General features: G+C 61.1%; 21 protein-coding genes. 13 read left to right on the top strand and 8 right to left on the bottom strand.

Annotated elements, in window-relative coordinates; all coding sequences use genetic code 11:
* Nucleotides 1–121: 121 nt before the first annotated feature.
* The 5 genes from OSJ75_RS02330 (at nt 122) to purB (ending at nt 5,084) form a co-directional block, all read left to right on the top strand.
* The gene (locus tag OSJ75_RS02330; RefSeq protein ID WP_267226678.1) at nt 122–1,204 is read left to right on the top strand and encodes a branched-chain amino acid ABC transporter substrate-binding protein; all 1,083 of its coding nucleotides are present in this window, start codon (nt 122–124) and stop codon (nt 1,202–1,204) included.
* Nucleotides 1,205–2,212, top strand: a complete 1,008-nt coding sequence (locus tag OSJ75_RS02325) for a P1 family peptidase (RefSeq protein ID WP_250013662.1) — start codon at nt 1,205–1,207, stop codon at nt 2,210–2,212.
* Between the two features lie 70 nt (nt 2,213–2,282).
* Nucleotides 2,283–2,957, top strand: a complete 675-nt coding sequence (rpe, locus tag OSJ75_RS02320) for a ribulose-phosphate 3-epimerase (RefSeq protein ID WP_250013660.1) — start codon at nt 2,283–2,285, stop codon at nt 2,955–2,957.
* Nucleotides 2,957–3,694 (top strand): DUF2259 domain-containing protein, encoded by a 738-nt coding sequence (locus OSJ75_RS02315; RefSeq protein ID WP_267226675.1) that lies wholly within the window; start codon nt 2,957–2,959, stop codon nt 3,692–3,694. The genes rpe and OSJ75_RS02315 overlap by 1 nt, the downstream gene beginning before the upstream one ends.
* Before the next feature lie 88 nt (nt 3,695–3,782).
* A complete protein-coding gene (purB, locus tag OSJ75_RS02310; protein ID WP_267226673.1) occupies nt 3,783–5,084 on the top strand; it encodes an adenylosuccinate lyase in 1,302 nt (433 codons plus the stop codon).
* 77 nt (nt 5,085–5,161) lie between these two features.
* Here purB and OSJ75_RS02305 read toward each other — a convergent pair whose 3' ends face one another.
* The gene (locus tag OSJ75_RS02305) at nt 5,162–5,416 is read right to left on the bottom strand and encodes a DUF1127 domain-containing protein (protein ID WP_267226670.1); all 255 of its coding nucleotides are present in this window, start codon (nt 5,414–5,416) and stop codon (nt 5,162–5,164) included.
* Nucleotides 5,417–5,519: 103 nt separating this feature from the next.
* Here OSJ75_RS02305 and OSJ75_RS02300 point away from each other — a divergent pair, with 103 nt between their 5' ends.
* Nucleotides 5,520–6,950, top strand: a complete 1,431-nt coding sequence (locus OSJ75_RS02300) for a PLP-dependent aminotransferase family protein (protein WP_267226668.1) — start codon at nt 5,520–5,522, stop codon at nt 6,948–6,950.
* Nucleotides 6,951–6,986: 36 nt separating this feature from the next.
* Here the strand turns inward: OSJ75_RS02300 and cckA are convergent, their stop codons facing one another.
* Nucleotides 6,987–9,584 (bottom strand): cell cycle histidine kinase CckA, encoded by a 2,598-nt coding sequence (gene cckA / locus OSJ75_RS02295; protein WP_267226666.1) that lies wholly within the window; start codon nt 9,582–9,584, stop codon nt 6,987–6,989.
* Between the two features lie 407 nt (nt 9,585–9,991).
* On the opposite strand from cckA, the gene OSJ75_RS02290 reads away from it, so the two are divergent.
* Nucleotides 9,992–11,014: a flagellar biosynthetic protein FliO gene (locus OSJ75_RS02290; RefSeq protein WP_267226664.1), complete on the top strand. Its 1,023-nt coding sequence runs from the start codon at nt 9,992–9,994 to the stop codon at nt 11,012–11,014.
* A 58-nt stretch (nt 11,015–11,072) separates the two neighbouring features.
* Here the strand turns inward: OSJ75_RS02290 and dksA are convergent, their stop codons facing one another.
* Entirely contained in the window at nt 11,073–11,489 is a 417-nt protein-coding gene (dksA, locus tag OSJ75_RS02285; RefSeq protein WP_091877580.1) for an RNA polymerase-binding protein DksA, read from the bottom strand.
* A gap of 358 nt (nt 11,490–11,847) precedes the next feature.
* On the opposite strand from dksA, the gene OSJ75_RS02280 reads away from it, so the two are divergent.
* The 4 genes from OSJ75_RS02280 (at nt 11,848) to OSJ75_RS02265 (ending at nt 15,670) form a co-directional block, all read left to right on the top strand.
* Nucleotides 11,848–12,363 carry a SixA phosphatase family protein gene (locus OSJ75_RS02280; protein ID WP_267226662.1) on the top strand — a complete coding sequence of 172 codons (516 nt, stop codon included), beginning with the start codon at nt 11,848–11,850 and terminating at the stop codon, nt 12,361–12,363.
* Nucleotides 12,364–12,444: 81 nt separating this feature from the next.
* The gene (locus OSJ75_RS02275; RefSeq protein WP_267226660.1) at nt 12,445–13,902 is read left to right on the top strand and encodes a YcjX family protein; all 1,458 of its coding nucleotides are present in this window, start codon (nt 12,445–12,447) and stop codon (nt 13,900–13,902) included.
* Nucleotides 13,899–14,969: a YcjF family protein gene (locus OSJ75_RS02270; RefSeq protein ID WP_267226658.1), complete on the top strand. Its 1,071-nt coding sequence runs from the start codon at nt 13,899–13,901 to the stop codon at nt 14,967–14,969. Before OSJ75_RS02275 ends, OSJ75_RS02270 begins: the two co-directional genes overlap by 4 nt.
* Nucleotides 14,970–15,133: 164 nt before the next feature.
* Complete coding sequence (locus OSJ75_RS02265) at nt 15,134–15,670, top strand: hypothetical protein (RefSeq protein ID WP_250013631.1); 537 nt, start codon at nt 15,134–15,136, stop codon at nt 15,668–15,670.
* A 12-nt stretch (nt 15,671–15,682) separates the two neighbouring features.
* Here OSJ75_RS02265 and folK read toward each other — a convergent pair whose 3' ends face one another.
* Both folK and folP read right to left on the bottom strand, forming a co-directional pair.
* Nucleotides 15,683–16,189: a 2-amino-4-hydroxy-6-hydroxymethyldihydropteridine diphosphokinase gene (gene folK / locus OSJ75_RS02260; RefSeq protein ID WP_267226655.1), complete on the bottom strand. Its 507-nt coding sequence runs from the start codon at nt 16,187–16,189 to the stop codon at nt 15,683–15,685.
* Nucleotides 16,186–17,034, bottom strand: a complete 849-nt coding sequence (gene folP / locus OSJ75_RS02255) for a dihydropteroate synthase (protein WP_267226653.1) — start codon at nt 17,032–17,034, stop codon at nt 16,186–16,188. Before folP ends, folK begins: the two co-directional genes overlap by 4 nt.
* A gap of 135 nt (nt 17,035–17,169) precedes the next feature.
* Here folP and OSJ75_RS02250 point away from each other — a divergent pair, with 135 nt between their 5' ends.
* On the top strand, nt 17,170–17,796 hold the full coding sequence (locus OSJ75_RS02250) for a DUF922 domain-containing Zn-dependent protease (RefSeq protein WP_267226651.1): 627 nt from the start codon (nt 17,170–17,172) through the stop codon (nt 17,794–17,796).
* An 18-nt stretch (nt 17,797–17,814) separates the two neighbouring features.
* On the opposite strand, the gene OSJ75_RS02245 is transcribed toward OSJ75_RS02250, so the two are convergent.
* The 3 genes from OSJ75_RS02245 to OSJ75_RS02235 form a co-directional block, all read right to left on the bottom strand.
* Nucleotides 17,815–18,840, bottom strand: coding sequence for an NAD(P)/FAD-dependent oxidoreductase (locus tag OSJ75_RS02245; protein ID WP_267226650.1), 1,026 nt, complete (start codon nt 18,838–18,840; stop codon nt 17,815–17,817).
* Nucleotides 18,841–19,045: 205 nt separating this feature from the next.
* Nucleotides 19,046–19,366, bottom strand: coding sequence for a 2Fe-2S iron-sulfur cluster-binding protein (locus OSJ75_RS02240; protein ID WP_250013618.1), 321 nt, complete (start codon nt 19,364–19,366; stop codon nt 19,046–19,048).
* Between the two features lie 102 nt (nt 19,367–19,468).
* The gene (locus tag OSJ75_RS02235; RefSeq protein WP_267226646.1) at nt 19,469–19,837 is read right to left on the bottom strand and encodes an Hpt domain-containing protein; all 369 of its coding nucleotides are present in this window, start codon (nt 19,835–19,837) and stop codon (nt 19,469–19,471) included.
* Nucleotides 19,838–20,140: 303 nt separating this feature from the next.
* Between OSJ75_RS02235 and OSJ75_RS02230 the strand changes: the two genes are divergently transcribed.
* Nucleotides 20,141–25,102: a kinesin gene (locus OSJ75_RS02230; RefSeq protein ID WP_267226644.1), complete on the top strand. Its 4,962-nt coding sequence runs from the start codon at nt 20,141–20,143 to the stop codon at nt 25,100–25,102.
* Nucleotides 25,103–25,171 lie beyond the last annotated feature (69 nt).

Raw genomic sequence — 25,171 nt, 5'->3', positions numbered from 1 at the left:
CAACCCACGCATCAGTATAGCAAGCCAAAGCTTTTATATAGACCCCCGATTGCGCCAACCGCTGGAAACCGCTACCCAAAAGCATGGTACGAATGGTTTACAGGGAATTACGACAGGTCCAATGACGGCAATGATCCGGGCAGCTTTCTTGGGATTGAGCCTGATGGTCTGCGGTGCCGCGCATGCTGAAGACAGGATCGGTATCGTAGCACCCTTGTCAGGCCCATTCGCGCGCCTCGGCGACCAGATCGTCACTGGCGTTTCCACCGCGATAGCCGCGAATGGCGGTGCGGATCGTGCGACGATCGTTACGGAAGATGACCGGTGCGAGGCGGAAGGAGGCGCGGAAGTGGCACGGCGCCTGATACAATCCGACGTGATGGTCGTGATCGGCTTCCTGTGCAGCGAGTCGCTCGAAGCTGCCCTTCCACTCTTCAACCAGAAGGGCGTGGTCGTGATCACCCCGGCGATCCGGTCACCGACGTTGACGGAACTGCGTGCCGATCCGCCGTTTGCGGTATTCCGCACGGCGCCTTCCGAACGCAAGGCGATCCTGGAAACCGGCGATATATTGGCGGAACGCTGGCGCTCCACGCCATTCGCCATCATCGATGACGGCACGATTTCGGGCCGCGAACTGGCAGGCGGCGTCAGGGCACGGCTTGAGGAAAAAGGATTGAAGCCGGTGTACAACGACACATACCGGCCAGGGCTGGACAACCAGAACGCACTGGTCGGGCGGTTGAAACGCGCCGGCGCGACCGAGGTCTTCGTCGGCGGGGAACGCGACGATGCGGCATCCATCGGCCTCAGCGCGCAGACAATGGGCACCCAGCTCACCATAATCGGCGGAGAAGCGCTGAATGCCAGCCGCAAGGAAGGCGATCTCGTTCCGGGAACGCTGATGGTCGCGCCGACGGAGCCGCAGTTCCTCGACACCGCCCGCAACGCCAGGAATGCGGTGGAACTCGCCGGCAAGGCTCCCGAGGGATATACGATAGCAGCCTTTGCAGCGACGGAGGCAGCGCTGAACGTGCTCACTGCCGCGCAAACGCAGGCCGGTTCAATCAGCGAACTTTTGCGCAACACCAAGTTCGAGACCGCGCTTGGCACCCTGCAATTCGACCAGAACGGCCAGAGGATAGGCAATGTTTACGAATTGCAACGCTATGACGGCGCCCAATTCGTACCGGAGGCCGAATAAATGCCACCTACACCCGGAGCGCGCAATCTCATAACGGACGTCAAAGGCCTTCTCGTCGGCAATGCCGAAGATCACAGGCTGAAATCCGGCTGCACCGTCATTCTCTGCGAAGAACCCGCTACCGCGGCCTATCAGGCGCTGGGCGGGGCACCCGGTACCCGCGAGACCGACCTACTGGAGCCACACAATACCGTACAGCAAGTCAATGCCATCGTCCTTTCCGGCGGGTCGGCTTTCGGGCTCGATGCGGCATCCGGGGCGCAGGCAGCCTTGCGCGCACGCGGGATAGGTTTCGAAGTTGGTGGCCACCGGGTTCCGATCGTGCCGGCGGCCATATTGTTCGACCTCATGAATGGCGGCGACAAGGACTGGGGCAGATATCCGCCCTACCGCGAACTCGGCCATGACGCCGTCGAAGCGAGTGGCCCGGATTTCGAACTGGGCAGCCATGGCGCAGGCACGGGCGCGACCGTCGCCGGGCTGAAGGGCGGGTTGGGTTCGGCTTCGGCAATGCTCGAAAACGGCACTTGCATCGGTGCGCTCGTGGCTTCCAACGCGCTTGGTTCCGTCACGGTCGGCTCATCGAGACATTTCTGGGCGGCGCCATTCGAATTGGCCGCGGAATTTGGCGGGCTCGGTCTTCCGCATCCGCTTCCTGCCGAAGTTGCGGCAGTTCGTACGAAATTTTCCCACCCGCCTGCCAATTCGAACACGGTGATCGGCGTCGTGGCGACGGATTACATCCTGACCAAGGCCGAAGCCAAGCGGCTCGCCATATCCGCCCATGACGGTTATTCCCGCGCCATCTGGCCGTCCCATACCGCCTATGATGGCGATCTCGTCTTCGCTCTCGCAACCGGGGCCAGCGGCAGAACACCGGATGCGGCCGAATTCATCGAGCTCTGTGCCCATGCCGCCTCCACGACGGCGCGGGCGATTGCGCGCGGTGTATTTTCAGCGACGCCGGCCGATGGTGACCCCTATCCCGTATGGAGCTCGCTGCGATAATCGCTTGTGCATTGTCCGGCAATGCCACCCATGGTAACGCCCACCGATAATTTCAGTACGGAGAACAACCATGAGCCGCCCGCTTGTCATCGCCCCTTCCATTCTCGCGTCGGATTTCTCCAGACTGGGCGATGAGGTCAAATCCGTGCTCAAGGCCGGCGCTGACTGGATTCATATCGATGTCATGGACGGCCACTTCGTCCCCAACATCACGTTCGGGCCGGACGTCGTCAAGGCTATCCGCCCCTTGACCGATGCCATATTCGACACGCATCTGATGATCGCGCCCTGCGATCCATATATCGAAGCCTTTGCCAAGGCAGGATGCGATATCATAACGGTTCACGCGGAAGCCGGGCCGCATCTGCATCGTTCCCTGCAGGCGATCCGCGCGCATGGCAAGAAGGCGGGCGTTGCGATCAATCCCGCAACGCCTGAATCCGCGATCGAATTTGTGCTCGATGACGTCGACCTGATCCTGGCGATGACCGTCAATCCCGGATTTGGCGGACAAAGCTTCATATCGGGCATGCAGGAGAAAATCCGGCGCATCCGCCAGATGATCGGAGACCGTCCGATCGATCTCGAAGTAGATGGCGGAATCACTGCCGATACCGCGCCGCTCGTAGTCGCTGCTGGTGCAAACGCCCTTGTTGCGGGCTCGGCGATCTATAAGGGCGGGACAGAAGCGCATTACAAGGATAATATCGATCGCATCAGAGCATCGATCATGAAAGCAAGCTGATGGTCAAACGCCGCCTGTTGCAGGGCCTGATTGCAGCCTCCGCCCTCGCCTTTCCTGTCGAGGCGGGCGCCGGCGACGTCGCCAACCTCAACATACTCGGCTTCTCCAAGGATGGCGACATCTTCGCCTTCGAGGAATTCGGCGTGCAGGATGGTTCCGGCTTCCCCTACGCCAATCGCTATTATATCCGCACCTCGGACGACAAATTCCTTCCAGGAACGCCGATCCGCGTGCGCCTCGACGATGAAAGCGCCGATGTCGGCAAGGCGCGCGGCGAAGCCGCAACGAAGGCACAGAGCGCGACATCCTTGTCGGACGCGGAACTGCTGGCCAATAGCGGCAATACGGTGGCCCTCAATCCTGTCACCGAGCTTTCCGCCAATCCCATGGCCGTGAAGGTCAATCCTCGCCCGATTTTTCCGGCTCTCGATCCGGTTCTGGCCATTTCGCTTGACGAATTCCCCCTTGCCGCGGGTAGCAATTGCCAGAACATCGGCGATATCAAGGGCTTCAGGCTGACACTGCAGGAAGAGACGCCGAATGCGGCGCCATCGACCATCCATGAAGACAGTTCAGTTCCGGCAAGCCGTGGCTGCCCGCTCGGCTATTCGATCGGCGCTGTCCAGACCTTCTACCCGCAATCGGGCGCTCCGGTCGTTGCCGTGATGATCGCCATCCGCGGACAGGGTTTCGAAGGACCGGACTATCGATGGCTGGCCGTAACCAGGCAAAGATAGGCTGTGCGTGAAAAACTCGCGTTGAGCGCCAGCGCATCCTCTGATAGACCCCCGCTGAACCCGAACGACATCGCCGACAGGAAGAAATATGATCCCGCGCTATTCGCGGCCCGAAATGGTCGCCATCTGGTCCCCGGAAACCAAGTTTCGCATCTGGTTTGAAATCGAAGCCCATGCCTGTGACGCACTGGCGGAACTTGGCGTCATTCCCAAGGAAGCCGCAGCGACGATCTGGGAAAAAGGCGGCGCGGCTACGTTCGACATCGACCGTATCGACGAAATCGAGCGGGAGACCAAGCATGACGTCATCGCCTTTCTGACGCACCTTTCCGAGATCGTCGGCCCCGATGCCAGGTTCGTGCATCAGGGCATGACCTCCTCGGACGTGCTCGACACCTGCTTCAATGTCCAGTTGATGCGGGCCAGCGACCTGTTGATCGACGATCTCGATCGCCTGCTTGCCGCGCTCAAGAAGCGTGCATTCGAGCACAAGGACACGGTCACCATCGGCCGCAGCCACGGCATCCATGCCGAGCCGACGACGTTCGGCGTCAAGCTGGCGCAGGCCTATGCCGAGTTCGAGCGGTGCCGCGCCCGGCTCGTCGCCGCGCGCGAGGAAATCGCCACCTGCGCCATCTCGGGAGCCGTCGGAACCTTCGCCAATATCGATCCGCGCGTCGAGGAACATGTCGCGAAGGCATTGGGCATGAAGGCCGAGCCGGTCTCGACTCAGGTCATTCCGCGCGACCGCCATGCCATGTATTTCGCGACCCTCGGCGTAATCGCCTCGTCGGTCGAGCGGCTCTCGGTCGAGATCCGCCACCTGCAGCGCACCGAAGTGCTGGAGGCGGAGGAATATTTCTCGCCCGGCCAGAAGGGCTCCTCGGCCATGCCGCACAAGCGCAACCCCGTCCTGACGGAGAACATGACCGGCCTCGCCCGCATGGTTCGGGCCTTTGCTCTGCCAGCCATGGAAAATGTCGCGCTCTGGCACGAACGGGACATTTCCCACTCGTCGGTTGAGCGCATGATCGGGCCGGATGCCACCGTCACGCTCGATTTTGCCCTGGCTCGCATGACGGGCGTCATCGAGAAACTGCTGGTCTATCCCGACAACATGCTCGCCAACATGAACAAGTTCAGGGGCCTGATCCATTCCCAGCGCGTGCTTCTGGCGCTGACGCAGGCTGGTGTCTCGCGCGAAGACTCCTACAGGCTGGTTCAGCGCAATGCGATGAAAGTGTGGGAACAGGGCAAGGACTTCCTCGAGGAACTGCTGGCGGACCAGGATGTGCGGGCCTCATTGTCGGAGGCCGACCTTCGCGAGAAGTTCGATCTCGGCTACCACACCAAACATGTGGATACGATATTCAAGCGCGTCTTCGGCTGAACGATCGAGGCAAAAACGAACGAAAAACCCGCGATCCGGACCGGATCGCGGGTTTTCCTGCATTCGGCTCAGCGAATCTATCGGTAGTCCCAGAAGAAGCGTTCCGATTCCCGGCGCGCCTCCCGCGGCGCGACCCCGATATCGCGCAATTGATCATCCGTGAGTTCGCTCAGGTGGATCCGGCTACGGCGCTTCATCATTGCAGTGCCGATCCAGTCGATCACGGCAATCAGCCTGCCCTTGAACGGTGTTCGCACGGCCGTACCGATTGCCACGCCATCGGTACGGGCGTTTGCACATTCATCGACACCGATTGTATCAATTGTACTCATTTTTGCGGTCTCCAAACCATAGTTCCGCAGTAAATTGTCTGCATATTCTGCGATTGCAGTCATGTATTGACTCAATTCAACACGCAATATATTCATTGTTACCATGACAAATTGGCTTCCAAATCTGGACAATGACCCCGATCAGGGCCGCAAGGGCCCGCTCTACCTGCGCCTGGCGGAGCGAATAGAGGCCGACATTGCCGGTGGAATATTGCCGCCGGGGACGAAACTGCCGCCCCAGCGCAATCTCGCCTTCGATATCGGCGTTACCATCGGCACGGTCGGGCGCGCCTATAATCTGATCCGTGAGCGCGGCCTCGTCAGTGGAGAGGTGGGCCGCGGCACCTATGTGATGGATCCGAAGGCAGCGGGGCTCGTGGCACCCGCCAGTCCGAGCGAGCCCTTCGGTGGAACACGCTCGACCTTCGTCCATTCCGGGCTGATCCGGCTCGACAGCACCGCCGCAGTGGAAGTGGGCCAGGCGGAACTCATGGGCTCCACCCTGACCGAGATCACGCGGCAGCACCCGAACGAGATAGCGAGCTATTCGCGTAGCCTGCCCGCCTCGTGGCGCGATGCGGGCGTCAGATGGCTCTCCGGCGCAGGCTGGTCACCGGACGGTGAAAGCGTCGTTCCGACACTTGGCGCCCACTCCGCAATATTGGCGGCGATTGCTGCCGTCACCGTGCCGGGCGACAAGATTGCCTTCGAGGACCTCACCTATTGCTCGGCCGCCCGCAGCGTCAATCTGATGGGCCGGCGCAGCATCATCATGCACACGCAGAATGGCAGCGCCACGCCGGAGGATTTCGAGCGCCTTTGCGCCCAGCAGCACCCGAAGCTCGTCTTTCTCATGCCATCGCTGCACAATCCGACGGCATTCACCATGCCCGAGGACTATCGCCGTGCGATCGCCGAGATCGCGCGCCGCTACAATGTCTGGATCATCGAGGATGAAATCTATGGCTCGCTGGTCGAGGACGATCATGTAAAGATCGCAGCCTTCGCACCCGAGCGCACATTCGTCATCGGCGGCATGTCGAAGTCGGTCGCGGCCGGCCTGCGCGGCGGCTGGGTCGCCTGCCCTCCGCATCTCGCCGCGCGCGTGCATACGGCCCATAAGATGGTGACCGGCGGCCTTCCCTTTCTCATGGCGGAACTGACGGCGCGGCTGGTCAATTCGGGCGATGCGGACGAAATCCGCGCGCGCGTCCGCAATGAGGTGAGGAGCCGGGGCGCCATTGCCCGCCAGGCTCTTGCCGGTATCGAATTCAGCACGCAGCCCCTGTCAGCCTTCCTTTGGGTCAAGCTGCCGGATCCCTGGCTGTCGGCGACCTTCAAGAACGCGGCCTTGAACGAAGGCGTCCTCATCGACGACGAGGATGAATTCAAGACCGGCCGCACGGAGAAAACGTTCCACCGCGTGCGGCTCGGCATTACCGTTCCCGGCAGCGGCGAGGAACTGAAGAACGGGCTGACCGTGCTTCGGCGGCTGATGGTGACGGACAATGCCAGCTATGACAGCTATTCGTAGCGCCAGGCCGCGCGATCGCCAACATGCGACGGTCCTTCACTCTTCTTCGAGCATTTCCTTGACGGCCGTGGCGAGCTGCTTCAGCGAGAATGGCTTCGGCAGGAAGCCGAACTTGGCATCCTCGGGAAGGTTCTTGGCGAAGGCATCTTCGGCATAACCCGAGACGAAGATGAATTTTATGTCGCCATATTCCTTGCGTAGCTCGCGCAGCAGCGTCGGCCCGTCCATTTCGGGCATCACCACGTCGGACACGACGATATCCACCTTGCCGTCCAGTTCCTTCATGACTTCGAGCGCCTCGACGCCACTGGAAGCTTCATGGACCGTATAGCCGCGTGATTGCAGGGCGCGCAGCCCGCCGATACGCACCGCATCTTCATCTTCCACCAGCAGCACGGTCGCCGACCCGGAAAGATCCTTGGGCTTGTCCTGCTTCTTCTCCTTCTTCGGAGTCTCGATGATGATGGTTTCACCCTCGGCATTGAGCTGCGGCATGGGCTGCCCCTCCACATAGCGCGGCAGCAATATGCGGAAGGTCGATCCCTTGCCGAGTTCAGATACGGCGTGGATGGAACCACCCGTCTGCTTGATGATGCCATAGACCATGGAAAGCCCGAGGCCCGTCCCCTTGCCCACTTCCTTGGTGGTGAAGAACGGCTCGAATATCTTGGCGATGACGTCCGGCGCCATGCCGGTGCCGGTGTCCGAGACTTCGACGACGACATATTCGCCCGGGAGCACGTCCCTGTTGTTCAGCTCCGTGCTTTCCGCTTCGGTCATGTTGCGCGTACGGATGGTGAGTTCGCCGCCTTCAGGCATGGCGTCGCGCGCATTGACGGTCAGATTGACGATGACCTGCTCGAACTGGCCGAGATCGGCGCGGACTGGCCAGAGATCGCGGCCATGTTCGATCTTGAGGCTGACCTGGGTACCCGCCAGTCGAGTCAGCAACATGCGGACATCGGCGATGACATCGGTAAGGTTGAGCACTTCCGGCCGCAATGTCTGGCGACGCGAGAATGCCAGCAATTGCCGCACCAGCGAGGCAGCACGGTTGGCATTCTGCTTGATGTTCATGATGTCGGCGAACGAAGGGTCCGAGGCGCGATGGTTCGACAGGAGCAGGTCCGACGACATGATGATCGCCGTCAGGACATTGTTGAAATCATGGGCGATGCCGCCCGCGAGTTGCCCGACCGCCTGCATCTTCTGGCTCTGCGCCATCGTCGCTTCGAGCGCCTTCTGCTCCGTCGTTTCCACCACGGAGACGATGGCCGCTTCTTCTGCGCCCTCTTCCGCACCGGCATCGAAGACCGGGCTGATATAGAAGCGCAAATGCCTGTCCTCATGGCCCGGAATGACCGTATCGACCGGCGAAATCTCGGCTTTGCCCGCAAAGGCGGCGGCAAGCGCCCGGTCGAAGGCATCGCGGTCGCGCTCATGCACCACCGTCTCGAGCGGGATGCGGCGATCGATCTCGTCGCGGTCTACGACAGGGGCGAACAGGCCGAGGAAGCGCGCATTCGTCCGCAATATCTTGCCGGTGGCGTCAACGGCGGCAATGGCCATGGAGGCCGAATTGAAGAAGCGGGTGAAGCGGACTTCGGCGGCGCGCAAGGCGGCGGACGTGTCCTCGCCCTCCGCACGGTTGAGGACGATCGTCCGCGTCGGTCCACGGCGGCCATCGCGATGTATTTGCACACGGTGGTAGAAGCGGACGGCGAGGCTCTGACCATGGGCCGTGGCAAGATCGAGATCGATGACGGTGTTGCGGCTGGTGCCGGGTTCGGTCCGGACGGCATCCAGCAGGGCCATGCCATTGCCGGCCACGATCTCGCGCACCGTCATGGAACCGGGAGTAAAGCGGGTCAGGTCGATGCCGAGCCAGTCGGCAAGCGTGGCATTGACATAGATGATGCGGCCTTCCGGGTCGGCCGAGAAGAAGCCGGCGGGAGCATGATCGAGATGGTCGATTGCCTCCTGTATATCCTGAAAATAGCGCTCCTGCTCGGCCCGCTCCGCCGATATGTCGGCGATCTGCCAGGCATATACCGGCGTGGTCTGGTCGGGAATTCCGGCGACCGCACGCGTCTTGACGCGATACCAGGTCGGTACCGGCTCCCGCGCCGGGTCCAGCGGGCGCGACAGGCGTATTTCCACCTGCCCCGCTATCCCGTCCCGGACCGCATTGGCGAGGCGGTAGATCGGGTCCGACGCCGCCGCTTCGCCGGACAAGATATGCTCGACCGGGCGCACGTCGTCGGCGCCAGTGGCACCGGTGAGCTGCGCATAGGCCCGGTTGGCGTAGACGATGCGCCCTTTCTGGTCGCAAACGACGGTTCCTTCGGGATAGGTGTCGACGAAAGCACGGGTAAGTTCGTCGCTCGTGCCGCGCGGGGTGAACTGGATGACATTGATGGCCGAACCGAACAGGTAGAAGACGCCGATCATGGCGAGCAGCCCCAGAAGGCCGAGCAGGAATGGCTGGCCGAGTTGATCGCGGTAGACGAAATACAGCACCGCCACGCCGATCAGCAGCGCCCCCAGCAGAACCAGCCGCAGGCCGGCCCGGTTTGCCTTGGTCTTCGCTATGATCGGCTCAGGATATAGATCGCTGTTCGTTTCTTGAGACATCCGTCTCAAACCCCTTCTTCCCTCAGGCTGGCGCGCCCATTCGAATCGGTTGGATCATATCTGCGCCAAAGGTAAAACCCCATCCCCCGCAGGAAGTCCGTTATTCCACGATTATCGGGCCGGACCGCATGGGCACGCAGTTGCATACCAATGGCCAAGCCGTTAGTTTCAGCCGATTAATTCTGCCACGAGCGCCCTGAGCATCAGGCAAAGAAGCAATATGCCCGCCTGCGAACGTTGAGCCAGGCGGGGTGGGGAAAACGCATTCGACCAGCATATGAGGGATTTCCCTGTCGCCTCATTTCCATCAAATTAATAGGTTCCGGCACTAATGTCATGTAAACATATGCTTCGAGCCCGCATTGGGGAGCATGGTTTCGGGTTAGAGATCGCAGAGGAGACTCGTCATGAATGCCTGGCTTGCAACTATCGTCGGTGATCGAGCCGCGCCTATCGTGGGCTTCGTCCTATTGTTTGCCCTGGTCATCATCCTGCTCCTTCTCGTTTTCGGCATTTTACGCCGGTTAACGGGCGGAACCTTCGTTGCCGGCGGCCGAAACCGGCAGGTCAGGCTTTCCGTCACCGACGCAGCCGCGGTCGACAATCGACGTCGTCTGGTGCTCGTTCGCCGTGACGATGTGGAGCATCTCATCCTGATCGGCGGCCCTACCGACGTGATCGTCGAGCAAAACATAAGACAGTTCGCCAAGGCGCCGCGCAGTGAGCCGGTGGCAACGGCGCCAATTGCGGCGCCCGAACCCGATCTCAAACCTGAGCCCAAGCCGGCGGAAACGCCGCAGCGCCAAGCGCCACAGGCAGCGCCCATCGAAGCGTCAAGACGGCCTGCGCCCCAGCCGAGGCAATCACAACCGGTATCTCCGCCAGCCTCGTCCGCACCGGAGGCAGGCGAAGAGGATGCGCCTCGCATTCCGATATCGCCGGTTCCATCGGCACCAGTGACGCCGTCCGCTGCCCCGCGCGTCAATACGCCAGCGCCGATTGCGGAAGCAGCAGCGCCCATGCCAAGCATAGCGGCGCGCGACACCGGAACCGGATGGGAGAAAAGCAGCACTCCAGCCCCTTCCTTCACGGGCGAACCACGTCCGCAGTCCCCGGCAATGCCGCCGCGGCCGAGGATCGAGCCGATCAGCGAGCCGAGGCCGACGACGGCCGCCGCCTTTCCGTTCAGCCTGCGCGACAGCCCGCCCGCCGAGCCTGTGCAAGGCTCGTCCCTTGATGCGGTGACGCCTGCCAAGGACGAGGACAGGGTCAATCTTGGCGAGGTCGATTTCGACGACCAGTTCGACAGCGACTCGGATGGCGAGCTCCATATCGCTCCAGGCAAGGACGAGGCGCCGAAGAAAACGGATGAAATCGAAGACGAAATGGAGCGTCTGCTTGGCGAACTTTCGCGCGACGAAAGGCGCTGAACCTCCAGTCCGATGCAGCGGTCATAAAAAAAGCCCGGCGAACCGGGCTTTTTCTGTATCAGTCGTCGCGATAGACCTTTTCGCGCCGTTCGTGGCGCTCCTGCGCCTCGATCGACAAGGTGGCGATCGGCCGGGCATCCAGCCGCTTCAGGCTGATGGGATCACCGGTCTCTTCGCAGAACCCGTAGGTCCCGTCGTCGATCCGTTGCAGTGCCGCGTCGATCTTCGAAATCAGCTTGCGCTGACGGTCACGCGCACGCAATTCGATCGCTCGGTCTGTTTCCGAGGAAGCACGGTCAGCGATGTCCGGTAGATTTGCATTTTCCTGCTGCAAGATCTCAAGCGTTTCGCGCGCCTCCCGCAGGATATCGTTTTTCCAGTTGATCAGTTTTTCACGAAAGTAGGATTTTTGCCGATCACTCATGAAGGGCTCGTCATCCGTGGGCTTGTAGTCAAGATCGATAAGCTTATTCATCATTGAATCACCCTGCACCTATGAGACGCGAGGAGGCCTATATATGTCGTGTCAGATTGGCACACAACTACAAAAGCATAAGAGGTCGGCCACATCTCCCTACGAATACGCTCAAAATATCAGCAAAGTTCCGTAAAATTATCGTTGCAGCGGCCGAAATCGGACCAAATTGATCATTTTTAGTGGCGTGGGCATGCGCAGCAGACCAGGCGATGCTCGCAATGGATGCACGGAGCATATTAATTTCGCAGTATGGTTGTGCACATTTTTTTGATCGGCCGGGCTGTTTCCCGGCGCGCAAAGCAGGCAATTGCCTCTGCGTGAAAAGCGTGCAACGCTCATCCGGAGGGGGGTGCCAATGAGTAGAGTCTTCCTGTTGCGGCATGCAAAAGCTGTCTGGCCGACCACCGGCCAGAAGGATTTCGATCGAACGCTCGACAAGGACGGTATCGACGCAGCGCGAATGCTGGGCGAGACGATGCGGCGAATGGAGCTCATTCCCGACGTCATCCTGTGTTCGCCGGCAATCCGCGCCCGCCAGACGCTCGAACATGTCGATATCACGCCGCGCCTGGCGCACCAGGAGGCGGAAAAACTCTATTCGGGCGGCCCGGATGCCTATCTCCTCGCCGTCCGCATGATCGGCCTCGAATTCGACCAGGCCCAATCGGTAATGCTTGTGGGGCACAATCCCATGATGGAGGAAATGGCGACCGCGCTGGCCGGGCGCGGCGATCCGCCTACCCATCCAAGCTTCGTGCCGGGTTTTCCCACTGCCGGGCTTGCCGTGATCGAGTTCGACGCGCCCTTGCAGGATGTCCGTCCCGGCCACGGCATATTGCGGGAGTTCCTGTCGCCATCCGAGCACTTATGAGCGTGAATTCTTGTCTTTAGCGGGCCGGTGCCCCATATGGGCGAGGCATCAACCTCTCAAACGCCGCCACAGGATATAAATTTGGGAACGCTGACCACACTGACCGACGAAGCAAAGATTGCCCTGGACACTTTGTCGGACCGTACGGCTTCACTGGTTTCTCCTTCCCTGCGGCTCGGCGTTACCGGGCTTTCGCGCGCCGGCAAGACCGTGTTCATCACCGCACTTGTCCATAATCTGCTCCATGGCGGCCGGCTGCCGCTGTTCCAGGCGCAGAAGTCCGGACGTATCGCCCGAGCCTATCTCGAGCAGCAGCCCGATGATGCGGTTCCGCGGTTTCAATATGAAGACCATCTGAACGCACTGCTCGACGAGCGAATCTGGCCGGATTCGACCCGCGCCATCTCCGAATTGCGGCTGACGATCGAATATGAGTCCGCCTCGATGTGGAACCGCATGTTCTCCGGCGGCAAGCTCTCGGTCGATATTGTCGATTATCCTGGCGAGTGGCTGCTGGATCTGCCGCTTTTGCACAAGTCCTATGCCGAGTTCTCGCGGCCTTCGTTCGAACTGGCGCAATTGGAGAGCCGCAAGGACCTTGCCGCGGCATGGCTTGCCGCCGCGGGCGCCGTTGATCCGGCTGGCGACGCCAACGAGATGACGGCGCAAGGGCTGGCCAAGGCCTTTACCGATTATCTTCGCGCCGGCAAGGCGGACGAACGCGCGCTGTCGACCCTGCCACCCGGCCGCTTTCTCATGCCCGGCGACCTGGATGGTTCGCCTGCCCTGACCTTTGCGCCCTTGCCGTCCCTTGGCGATGGCCGCACCAAGCCGGGATCGCTGGCCGCGATGATGGAACGGCGTTACGAGGCCTACAAGACCCACGTCGTCAAGCCATTCTTTCGCGAACATATTGCGCGTCTCGACCGACAGATCGTCCTTGTCGATACGATGCAGGCGATCAATGCGGGTCCCGCCGCCGTCGCCGATCTGGAGCGGGCGCTGACGGAGATATTGTCGTGTTTCCGTCCCGGCGTGACCAACTTCCTGACTGGTCTGGTCCAACGCCGCATCGGCCGGATATTGGTGGCGGCGACGAAGGCAGATCAGTTGCATCATGAAAGCCACGACCGGCTGCAGGCGATCGTGCGCCGCCTGGTCGACCGGGCAATCTCCCGCGCCGATTTCTCGGGCGCGCAGGTGGATGTCCTTGCCATGGCAGCTGTCCGGACGACCAGGGAAGCAACCGTCACGCAAGGAAAGGACGTTCTTCCGGTCATCGTCGGCACGCCCATCGAGGGCGAGACGATCGGCGATGAAGAGTTCGACGGAAAGACGGAAACCGCTATATTTCCCGGAGACTTACCCAAGGATCCTGATTCGCTTTTCGAAGGCCCTGTCGCCGAAGATGCCATGGTCAGGTTCGTGCGTTTTCGCCCGCCGAAACTCGAACGGACCGCGGAAGGCTATACGCTCTCCCTGCCGCATATCAGGCTGGACCGGGCAATCGAGTTCCTCATCGGAGATCGCCTCGCATGACCGACAAGCGCAAGCCGGCATCGTTCCGCGTCGACAGTTCCCCGAATGAGGAGGCCCCAGCCACCAGCGAGCCTTCCGCGCCGCGCCGGCCGGCTGCGATAAAGGACCTCGCTGTCGTAACGCCATCTGCGGTCGACATCTTCGATCTCGACCCTGCCGCCGCGAACGAACTCGACGCCTTGACGCCGCCGCCGGCGCTTCCGAGGCGCAGGCGTCTCTCCTTTGCGGCGGTCTTCGCCAGCGCGCTCGGCATATTGGTGTCGTTTGGTGTGGGCTTGTGGGCCGACAATCTGATCCGGACGCTGTTCGAACGCGCGCCATGGCTCGGCTGGGTCGCACTGGCGGCAACGGTCGTTGGCGCTCTCGCGCTCTTTGCCTTCCTTGCCCGGGAGGCGCTGGCGCTGCGGCGGCTGGCGACGGTGCAGGAATTGCGCGTCGAAGCCGCGCGGGCGGCCAACGACAATGACGTGCGCCAGGCCAAGGCCGCCGTGGCCAAACTCGTCGGCATCGCCGAGACGCTGCCCGCCACCGCCAAGGGCCGCGCCATGCTGCATGAGTTGCGCGATGACGTGATCGACGGGCGCGACCTCATAAGGTTGAGCGAGGCCGAGCTGTTGCGTCCGCTCGATCGCCAGGCGCGGGAACTGATCCTGGCGGCCGCCAAGCGGGTATCGATCGTGACGGCCGTCAGTCCGCGTGCATTGGTCGATGTGGGCTATGTCGTCTTCGAATCGGCAAGGCTGATCCGTCGCCTGTCGGAACTCTACGGCGGAAGGCCGGGTACGCTTGGCTTCCTGCGGCTGGCGCGCAATGTAATCGCCCATCTCGCCGTGACCGGCACGGTCGCGATGGGAGACAGTATCGTTCAACAACTCGTCGGCCATGGCATCGCCGCCCGCCTCTCCGCCCGTCTTGGCGAAGGCGTCATCAATGGCTTGATGACGGCCCGCATCGGTATATCGGCCATGGATCTGGTCAGGCCCTTCCCCTTCCAATCGGAGAAGCGCCCCACGATCGGCGATTTCATCGGCGATCTCGCCCGCATCGGCGGCGTCAAGAAACCCTGATAGCTGGCTGCCAATCGCCGCCTCCGGCCTGGTTCTGCCATTGACAAAAGGCGCCGCCGCTTGAATAAACACGCTTTGCCGTAACCGTGGCAACCAACCATTAACCATTCCGGACGATGATTGGCCCAACGATCCATTCCAATGATTTGTGTTGAGTCCGTTCAATGAAAACAAGCGTTGCAGCCGCCGCCCTCTCCCTGTTTGCCTGCTCGCTTATGGCAATGACGGCCCATGCCAAGGACAAGGACGCGGAATTCTTCCAGACCATCGAAGGCCAATGGGTGGGGCCCGGCGAAATTGTCGCCGGCAAGTACAAGGGCACGAAATTCACCTGCACGCTGGACGGTTCGACACCAACAGCAGCAACAGGCATGACCCTCGACGGAAACTGCCGCGTCGGCATCTTCAATCAGCCGATGAAAGCAACGGTCGTGCGCACCGGAAACAGCTACAAGGGCAGCTTCCTTGATGGCTCCGCCGGCAAGGGCCTCGACATCACCGGCGGCAATGTTTCGGGAAATCGCGTCGTGCTCGCCATCAGCCGCAAGCAGCTGAGCGGTGCGATGCAGGCGAAAATGACCGGCGACAACAGCCTCAACGTCACGATATCCGTACGTCTCGAGGACCAGATGATTCCGGTCGTCGGCATGTCGCTGAAGCGCGTCGATGAGACCGCTGTCGGCAGCATCGCCAAGAACTGATCCCCACCAGGATCAGCCTGACTGCCACCAATCGTCGCCCGGCGTGATCCTCTCTATGCCGGAAGCATCCGAACTGGATGCCCATTCGGCGATGGAAAGACCCCCGACGACCAGATCCGGCGCTATGTCGGCAAGAGGAACCAGCACGAATGCCCGTTCCGTCATCCTTGGATGCGGCAGCGTCAGTTCCGGCTCTTCGAGAACGCCGATCCCTTCATAGACCAATATATCCACATCGATGACACGCGGCCCCCAGCGTTCGAGCCGCTCCCGTTTCAATTCGAGTTCGATATCGAGGCCCACACGCAACAATTGCTGCGGAGAGAGTGTCGTCGCAATTTCGGCACAGGCATTCTTGAAAGCCGGCTGGTCCGTCTTGCCCCAGGGGGGCGTCATATAAACCGGCGACACCGCCCTCACCGTCGTATCGTCGCGTCCATCGAGGCTCCGCAGGACCTTGCTCATGGCCTTGATCGGATCGCCGAGATTGCCGCCGAGGCCCAGCCACGCGCGGTTCATGGCCTCCCACCCCTTTGATTCCGGGCTTCGAGGATGGCATCGGCCAGCGCCAGTGCTTTCCTGCTCATGGCAACGTCGTGGACGCGGAATATCTCGGCGCCGGCCAGACGCAGAATCGCGGAGGATGCCGCCGTGGCGACGTCGCGCTCATCGGCCTCCCCGCCCGAAACGCCGCCAAGGAACCGCTTGCGCGACGTGCCCGCCAGGAACGGAAAGCCGAAGGCCGACAATTCCGAGAAACGATCCATCAGCGCGATGTTCTCGGCCGTATCCTTGGCAAAGCCGAAACCAGGATCAAGAACGATCTGGTTTTCTGCGACACCGGCAAGTCTGGCGATCTCGAGCGAGCGATTCAGAAAGAAGAACTGGTCGGCGATCACGTCAGGGTCCCGCTCCCGCTCGCGTCCCGTGTGCATGATCACCAGGCCCGCCCCCGTCCGGGCGGCAAGATCGGCAATGGCAGGTTCGCGCTGGACGCCCCAGACGTCATTGACGATATGGGCGCCCGCCTCCACGGCCAGCCGCGCGGTTTCCTCCCGGTAGGTATCGACGGAAATGATGATATCGGTTTCCTTGCTCAGCGCCTCGATGACCGGGAGCACCCGTGACTGTTCGACCGCCGGTTCCACCCTTGTTGCGCCGGGCCGCGTCGATTCTCCGCCGACATCGATGATCGAGGCGCCCTCGCCGATCATCTTGCGCGCGCCAGCCAGCGCTGCCGGAATGGATAGATGCAAGCCGCCATCGGAGAAGGAATCGGGCGTGACGTTCAATATGCCCATGAGCAGTGCCCGTTTGCCCAGCGTCAGAGAGCGGCCATGCGCCAATTGCCATTCCCGTTCCATCAGCCGCGCCTCCAATACATCGTTGATTGCCTAAGCCGTTTTTCAACAGAACCGCGTCTACGTCAATTCATCGGCAAGGTTTTTGACGCTAAGCTGTCGATGAGGCAGACTGGCCATGATCAAAGGAAGTTTTCAATGCGTATCCGGGCCAGAATATTTGCATCCGTCTGTGCTGCCCTCATTGGCTCGGCAATGACGCTGACCACGGCCAATGCGGCAACCGTGCTGCGAAAATACCAGTATTTCCCGATCAACGGGACGACCGCCAGCGATCTTGACCGCGAACTCGGGCGACGCGGCCCGATCTTGCGCAAGACCGGCGCCAGACATCCCGGGATGACGCGGATGCGCTTCGACAGCAAGGTGAAATTCGCGTCGACCGCCAAAAATTGCCGGGTTGTCGATGCCGATATCATCGTCCATGCCAATGTCTACCTGCCCCGCTGGAAGCAAAGGCGCACCGCAAGGACGGATCTGGCGCTGATCTGGGATACGCTTTCAGCCGACATCAAACGGCATGAGGAGAGCCATATCGCCATCGCCCATACGGCGGCGGGCGATATGGAACGGCGGATCAAGGCCCTGCACTGGCGCAGCGATTGCGTGAAGATGAAGGCCGACGTCGACAAGATCACCGCGCGACTGCTCAAGGAGCACGACGCCGCGCAGGTCCGTTTCGACAGGGTCGAAAGCATCAATTTCGATGCCCGTTTCGAGCGTCTGCTGGCCTATCGCATCATTCGCGAGTTCGGCAGCCATTGATTCCCGACCGCGTCGGCGTCAACTGACGCCGAGCTTCTTCTGCAGGCTCGTCGATGACGTCGTGTACTGGAACACCACCCGCTCGCCCGGATTGACGATGCGTTTGGCGGCCTGGGTCATGAGGGCAGCCTCATGGAAGCCGGAAAGGATGAGCTTCAGCTTGCCCGGATACCAGTTTATGTCGCCGATGGCGAATATTCCGGCTTCCGACGTTTCGAATGTTTCGACATTCACCGGAATGAGGTTCTCGTGAAGATTGAGGCCCCAATCTGCGATCGGGCCAAGCTTCATCGTCAGGCCGAAGAAAGGAAGCAGGCGGGTCGTGGGGATTTCGACCTCCCCCTCCGAACCCTTGATCACCGCATGGGAGAGCTGGCCATCGGCGCCCTTCAGGCCGGCGACCTGCCCCAATTCAAAGCGAACGCTGCCACTCTCGACGAGTTCGAACATCTTCTTCACGCTGTCCGGGGCAGCACGGAATTCCGCGCGCCGGTGCACGACGGTCAGGCTGCGTGCGATCGGCTGGAGGTTCAGCGCCCAATCGAGCGCTGAATCGCCGCCACCGACGATCAATATGTCCTGGTCGCGGAACTCTTCCATGCGGCGGACGGAATAAAAGACGCTCTTGCCCTCATATTCCTCGATGCCCGGCACAGGCGGCCGCTTTGGCTGGAAGGAGCCACCCCCGGCAGCAATCACCACCACCTTCGCTTCGAAGACTTCGCCCTCGTCGGTCTCGACATGGAACGTCCCGTCTTCCTGGCGTTCGAGCTTTGTGACCATGCGGTTGAAATGGAACTCGGGCGAAAACGGCTTGATCTGCTCCAGAAGCTTCTCGGTCAGTTCGTGGCCGCTGATCACCGGCCAGGCCGGGATGTCATAGATGGGCTTCTCCGGATAGAGCTCGGCACACTGCCCTCCGGGACGATCGAGAATGTCGATGAGGTGGCATTTCAGATCGTAAAGACCAAGCTCGAACACGGCGAACAAGCCGACAGGCCCTGCTCCAATGATCACAACATCGGTTTTTATCATCTCGCTCATCACAACGTCCTCGTGCCGGGAATGATCTGCTGGCGCAGAATGTGGGGGATGGCTGGCGTGCAAGCACGCGGGCTGCCGTTCGCGTAGCGATTGTGTCTGGTCAGGTCAAGCCGGAGAACCGGTTGTCTGACGTCAAAACCGGCTGCCGAGGAATTATCTCAACAGCCGGTGAGGAATTTTCAAGGGAAAGACGGCGTCGCCAGTGTCAGGACTGCCGCTCGGGAACGTGAACCACCAGGCCGTCGAGCTCGTCCGATACGCGTATCTGGCATGACAGGCGGGAATTGGGGCGCACATCATAGGCAAAGTCGAGCATGTCCTCTTCCATCGCCTCGGGATCGCCCGTGGTGCTCGTCCACTCCTCGTCGACATAGACATGACAGGTTGCACAGGCACAGGCGCCCCCGCATTCGGCGTCTATGCCCGGCACCGCGTGGCGGATGGCGTTTTCCATGACGGTCGAGCCATTTTCTGCTTCCGCCTCGATGCGTGTGCCGTCGAATGCGACAAATGTAATCTTCGCCATTATTAAAGTGTCCTGGTCGAGAAATTTACCGCTGACATAGGGCTTTGAACGGCCAAGTCAACTGTACTCCCTGACGCAGGGCCCGCGATGCCCGGGCAGCTTTCAGCGGGTAATGGCTGCTATATAATCCCGGGCCGCATCGATCGCCGGCCGCAGCGCCTTGACATTCTTCGCGTCGGCAGGCGCGTTTTCCACAGCCTCCGCCAGTTCGGCCACTCCAAACGCGCCGATGGCCTCCGCCGACCCCTTGAGCGAACGGGCAAGCCGCACGCGCTCCTGTGCATTCGCCTGGAGCAGGCGATCCACGATGCCGCATGTCTGACGGGAAAACAGGTTCAGTATCTCGGTTTCGAGAGCTCTGTTGCCGAATGTTTCGCGCGTTAGATGAACAAGATCAATCGGTCGGTTACGCGTCGGTTGCGATCGCTCGCCACCCGGCGAAGCGAAGGCCATTGATGCTTGTAGTGCCATTGAATATTCTCCTGAACGCTTTTACAACTGAACGAACACAGTCCCCCATTGCACCTGCTTCTAGGTTAAAACGAGGCAGAAAAGCCCCCGAAATGGCGTGCTATGGTGAACACCTGGTAAATTTTTTCCGGCAAATGAAATTTGTCGCGAGCTTCAAAAATTAACCTTGTGTTTAAACTTTTAAGCATTTCGGGATTCCATTGTTTCTTTCCAATCCATGTGCCAGTACATTAGGATAGCGGCGTAAAGAGTATGGCGCGGCAGGCTTCGCATGTGGCCGCCGTCCAATATTGTGAGGTAAACATGGCCACAGCCCCAAAAAACAAGGCGTTCAAAGCCGAAGACGAACTCGGAGAAGCCCTTGAAAAGGCCCTGGAAATCGACTTCGACGAGTCGACGCTCGGGATGGATATGGACCTGTCGCCAATCGATGATGATGACATCCTTTCCCTGAACGATCTCGAAGAGCAGATTTCCCAGGCTGCCCAGGAACTGGCGGCCGAGAAATTCGACACGAACAGCGAGCCGGAGGCCGAGCCTGTAAAGCTGTCCGAGCCTCAGCCCAAGCCGGCCACGGCTGAAATCGCCGCGATTCCCCTTCCTGCGCCAAAGCCGCAGATCAAGGCCGCAAATCCCATTCCGGCTGCTCCTCCTGCCCCGCCGAAGGCCCCGGCGGTGCCGGCGCAGCCATCCTTCAGAGCGGCCAACGACGATCTCCTGCAGGCATCGAAAGCCTCGCGCTCCGCATCGTCCCTGCCGCAGCCGCGCTCCTATGGCCTCATCACTGCCGTGGTCAGCGCAGTCTGGGCAGCCGGCGTATTGGCGCTCGGCCATGCACTTTACGGCTCCTCGCTGTGGTCTATCGGTTCGCTGTCGGACTTCGCGGCGCGCCCGCATGCAATCGGCATTGCGGTGGCGATCGTCGTTCCGATCATGCTGTTCTTCGCCTTCTCCATGATGATCAGGCGGGCACAGGAAATGCAGTACGCTGCGCGGTCGATGGCCGAAGCGGCGATGCGCCTTTCCGAGCCGGAAATGCTTTCCTCCGATCGCGTGGCCTCGCTCGGCCAGGCCGTGCGTCGCGAGGTGGCGGCCATGAGCGAAGGCGTCGAACGCACGCTTGCTCGCGCCGTGGAACTCGAAACCCTCGTTCAGACCGAGGTCAACCAGCTGGAGCGCGTCTACACCGACAATGAATATCGCATCCGCACACTGGTCGATCGCCTGGGCGGCGAGCGCGAGTCCGTCATCGGCCATGCCGAGCGCGTCCGGGCGTCGATTTCCAGCGCTCATGAACAATTGAAGGACGAACTCTCCCAGGCGGGCGAATCGCTGCGCGATCATCTTGCCCATGCCTCGACCAATCTCAGCATGTCGATCAACCAGTCGGGCGAATCGCTCATCGACCGGCTAACGCAGGGTGGCCAGGCCATCGCGGAATCGATCGTATCGCGTTCCGACGACATATCAAACAAGATCAGCACTTCCGGCGAAGCCTTTGCAAATCTTCTGGAAATGCGCATCGCCGCCCTGTCGGAACAGACCGATTCCGTGACGATGAAGCTGGCGGATACGCTCGACGGACGTACCAACAGCATGTTGTCGCTCCTCGGCAACGCAACACAGACGCTGGTCGGTGAGTTCGACAGCCGCCTTGCCGGCCTCGATACGACGATCAACGAACGCGGCCGTTCGCTTCTCGCCGAGTTCGAGACGCGTGCGCAGGCGCTGGATACCAGCACGGAACGCCTCAATTCGGCACTGGAAGCGCGTGCGCGCCAGATCAACGAGCAATTGATAGAGCGTACCCGCGATATCGCCCGCACCTTCACCGACGGACGTGCGTCGATCGACGGTATCGTCGATGAGACAAAGGCGAAGATCGGCAACGACCTTTCCAGCCTTTCGGAGTCGGTTGGCAGCCTGCTTTCGACCAATACGGCAGCATTTGCCGAAAAGCTGGCCGAAAACCGCGAAGCACTGGCGGCGACGCTCGCCGGCGAGACCGAACGCGCCGCATCGATCATCAGGGACCAGGCCGGTCAGATCGGCGACCATACGTCCAACCTGAAGACCATCCTCGAGAGCAGCACGTCTGCTATCGGCCAGATCATCGAGGGTCACGGCAATGCTCTCGAGACAAAGGCTGCGGGCCTGCGCGCTTCCCTTGAAGACAATGATGCCCGCATCGGCGCGGCACTGGAGCAGCATACCAAGGCTGTCGAGGAGCGGACGTCCGGCATACATGCCGCATTCGCCGATACGGATAGCAGAATCCGCGCCACGCTCGACGAGCATGCACGCAATATCGATCTGCGCAGCGCCGACATAGAGACGGCGCTCCAGGCAACCGACGCCAAGATCGGGCAGACGCTGGAAGCGCATGCCAAGATCATGGACGACCGGACTTCGGGCATGCGCTCGGCCTTCGTCGAGACTCATGCCAAGATCGCGCAGACCCTGGACAAGCACAATCAAGGCCTTGACGAGCGCAATCAGGAGATTCAGCTCGCTCTCAGCAATAGCAATGCCCGGCTTGGCGAAACCCTCGCCGCCCATACCCAGACGATCGATGCACGCAATGCGGAGATCCAGGCAACCCTGCTCAACAGCGGCACCCAGATCGACGGCACGCTCGGCAGCTTCCTCGAATCCGTGGACGAGCGCACCAATCGCATCGAACTGGCGCTCAGCAACAGCGATGCCAAGATTGGCGATGTGCTCGCCTCCCATGCCAGCACGATCGAGGAACGTACGGCCGGAATCGGTGCTGCGCTGATCAACAGCGATTCCCGCATCAGCGAGATCCTGTCGTCCCACGCAAGTTCTATCGACGAACGCACCGCAGGCATCGAGCAGGCCCTTGTCAACAGTGACGAGCGTATCAGCCAGACGCTTGCCGCCCACGCCTCCGTGCTCGACGAGCGTGCTTCGGGTATCCAGGCGGCGCTGGAGCACACACATGTGCGTATCGGCGAGACGTTGGCGAAGCATGCCAGCGACATCGAGGACCGCGCTACCGGCATCCGTTCCCTGCTCGATAGCAGCAACGGCCAGATCGGCGATACGCTGTCGCTGCACCTCAACGCTCTGGATGAACGCGCAGCGGCCATCCGCGCGGCGCTGTCGGAAAGCGACTCCCGCGTCGGCGACACGCTCAACGATCATGCGAACCAGTTGGAGCAGCGCATTGCTGGCATTCGTGCGGCGCTCGAAAAGGGCAATGCCGAACTCGGAACGGTCCTCGACGCGAAGTCGGAGGCCATCAACAGCCGTACTGCAGAGCTACAGACGGTCCTGCAGAACAGCTCCGAAATCCTGGCCAAGGCATTCGAAAGCCATGGCGGGACGATCGACGAGCGGACCAATACGATGCAGAACGCACTGGCGATCGGCGTGGAAAACGTCCGCAAATCGCTCGAACAGAGCGCGTCTGTCGTTGCACGCAGCCTGCGCGACAAGATTTCGGAGGCCGCCTCGTCGCTCTCCACCGAAGCGCAGAAGGCCGGAGAGGCGCTCGACGGCCATGGCGAAGCTTTCAGCCAGCGCATGGTGGAAAGCCTGAGCGAAACCGAGAAGCGTCTCGGCCAGCGTGCGACCGAAGCCGCCGCCAACCTCGAAGCTCTCGAGGCGCGCTTCACGGCGGCAACGGACAGCACGGCGTCCAAGCTCGCCGAGAGCACACGCCAGCTGAACGAGGTTCTTTCCGCCCGTTCGCAGGAAATCCTCAGCATTCTCGACAATACCGCCCAGCCGCTGGTCGAAAGCCTTGCGGACAATGGACGCACGCTCGCATCGCAACTGGTCGAGGCCACCACCTCGGCAACTGAGCGGCTGCGGGTAGAGAATGCAGCGCTCATCAACGCGATCGCCAGCCGTACCGCGGAAACCATCACCGCCGTTCAGGCAGCCAAGGCAGGCCTGACGGACGATGTAAGCAATCTCATCGATCGCCTGTCGTCGTCGAATGCCAAGCTGGGCGAACTCATCGACATGGCCACGAAGAACCTCGGCGATATTGACGGCCGCCTGCTGGATACGACGACCGCCTTCGCCGAGAACGCGACCAAGGCCGCGGAATCGTTCGAGAACTCGACGCGCCTGATCGACGGCAATATGGGCAAGCTTTCGCATCTGTCGAACAGCACGCTCACGGATATTGCCTCCATCGCCAAGCGCTTCGACGAACATGGTGCGATGCTGAGCAACGCGGCCGAACTGATCAATGCTTCCCAGTCCAACCTCGCATCCACTTTCGATGACAGGCAGGAAGCACTTCAGTCGCTGGCAGCAGGTCTCGTCGCCAAGTCGGAGATGATCGAGAAGAATATGCGCTCCTTCGAAACGCTGGTGGCTTCTGCCTTCGATCGGGCTGAAGGACGCGCGTCGCAGACGACGGAGCAGATTCGCAACTCGATTTCGGAAGTCGTCGAGCAGGCTTCGCAGAAGTTCGCCAATGCGACGGATGAAATCCGTCGTTCCTCGGCGGCGATCCGCACGGAACTCGAGCAGACACGCGCCGAACTGCAGCGCGGCGTCATGGACATGCCAGAAGAAGCCAAGCAGTCCACTGCGCAGATGCGCAAGGCCGTGGCGGAACAGATCAATGCGTTGAAGGAACTTTCGGAAATCGTGCAGAAGTCCGGCCGCCTTACCGATGTCGGTGAAGCCCGCGCCCAGCGCGCTGCACCGGCAAGAGCGGCGGTCGCTGCGGCTCCGCAGCCGCAGGTCGCCGCACCGCGTCCCGCCCCTGCCGCTCCCGCACCGGCGGCACCCGCCATGCGCGGAACGATCGACACGCGCGGCAATGCCGAGCAGCCACGCGCCGGCGGCAATGGCTGGGTGTCGGATCTTCTGCGCCGCGCATCGACCGAAGAGAGCGACGCGGCTGCCAAGGTGCCCGCCGGCCGCACGCCGGGCCAGGTGGTCGAATCCCTCAACTCACTGTCGGTCGACATCACGCGTGCCATTGATCATGATGCGTCTGTTGAACTTTGGCAGCGTTATCGGGCGGGCGAGCGCAACGTCTTCACGCGTCGCCTCTACACGCTGAAGGGCCAGCAGACCTTCGACGAGATCAAGCGCAAATATCAGTCCGACAGCGAATTCAAGCGCGCTGTAGACCGCTATATGGATGATTTCGAGCGCCTGCTGGAAGATGTGACGCGCAATGATCGTGACAATACCACGACGCAGAACTACCTCACATCGGACACGGGCAAGGTCTATACGATGCTTGCCCATGCCAGCGGACGGTTGCGCTAAGCGCCGGCTCGACGAGCCACAAACGTAAAAAACGCGGCTTCGGCCGCGTTTTTTTGTTTAGCGAAGAAT

This window comes from Phyllobacterium sp. 0TCS1.6A (genome assembly GCF_026420825.1).
Classification (GTDB): domain Bacteria; phylum Pseudomonadota; class Alphaproteobacteria; order Rhizobiales; family Rhizobiaceae; genus Phyllobacterium.
The sequence above is the reverse complement of the archived record's forward strand: the minus strand, read 5'-3'. Positions and strand labels throughout refer to the sequence as shown.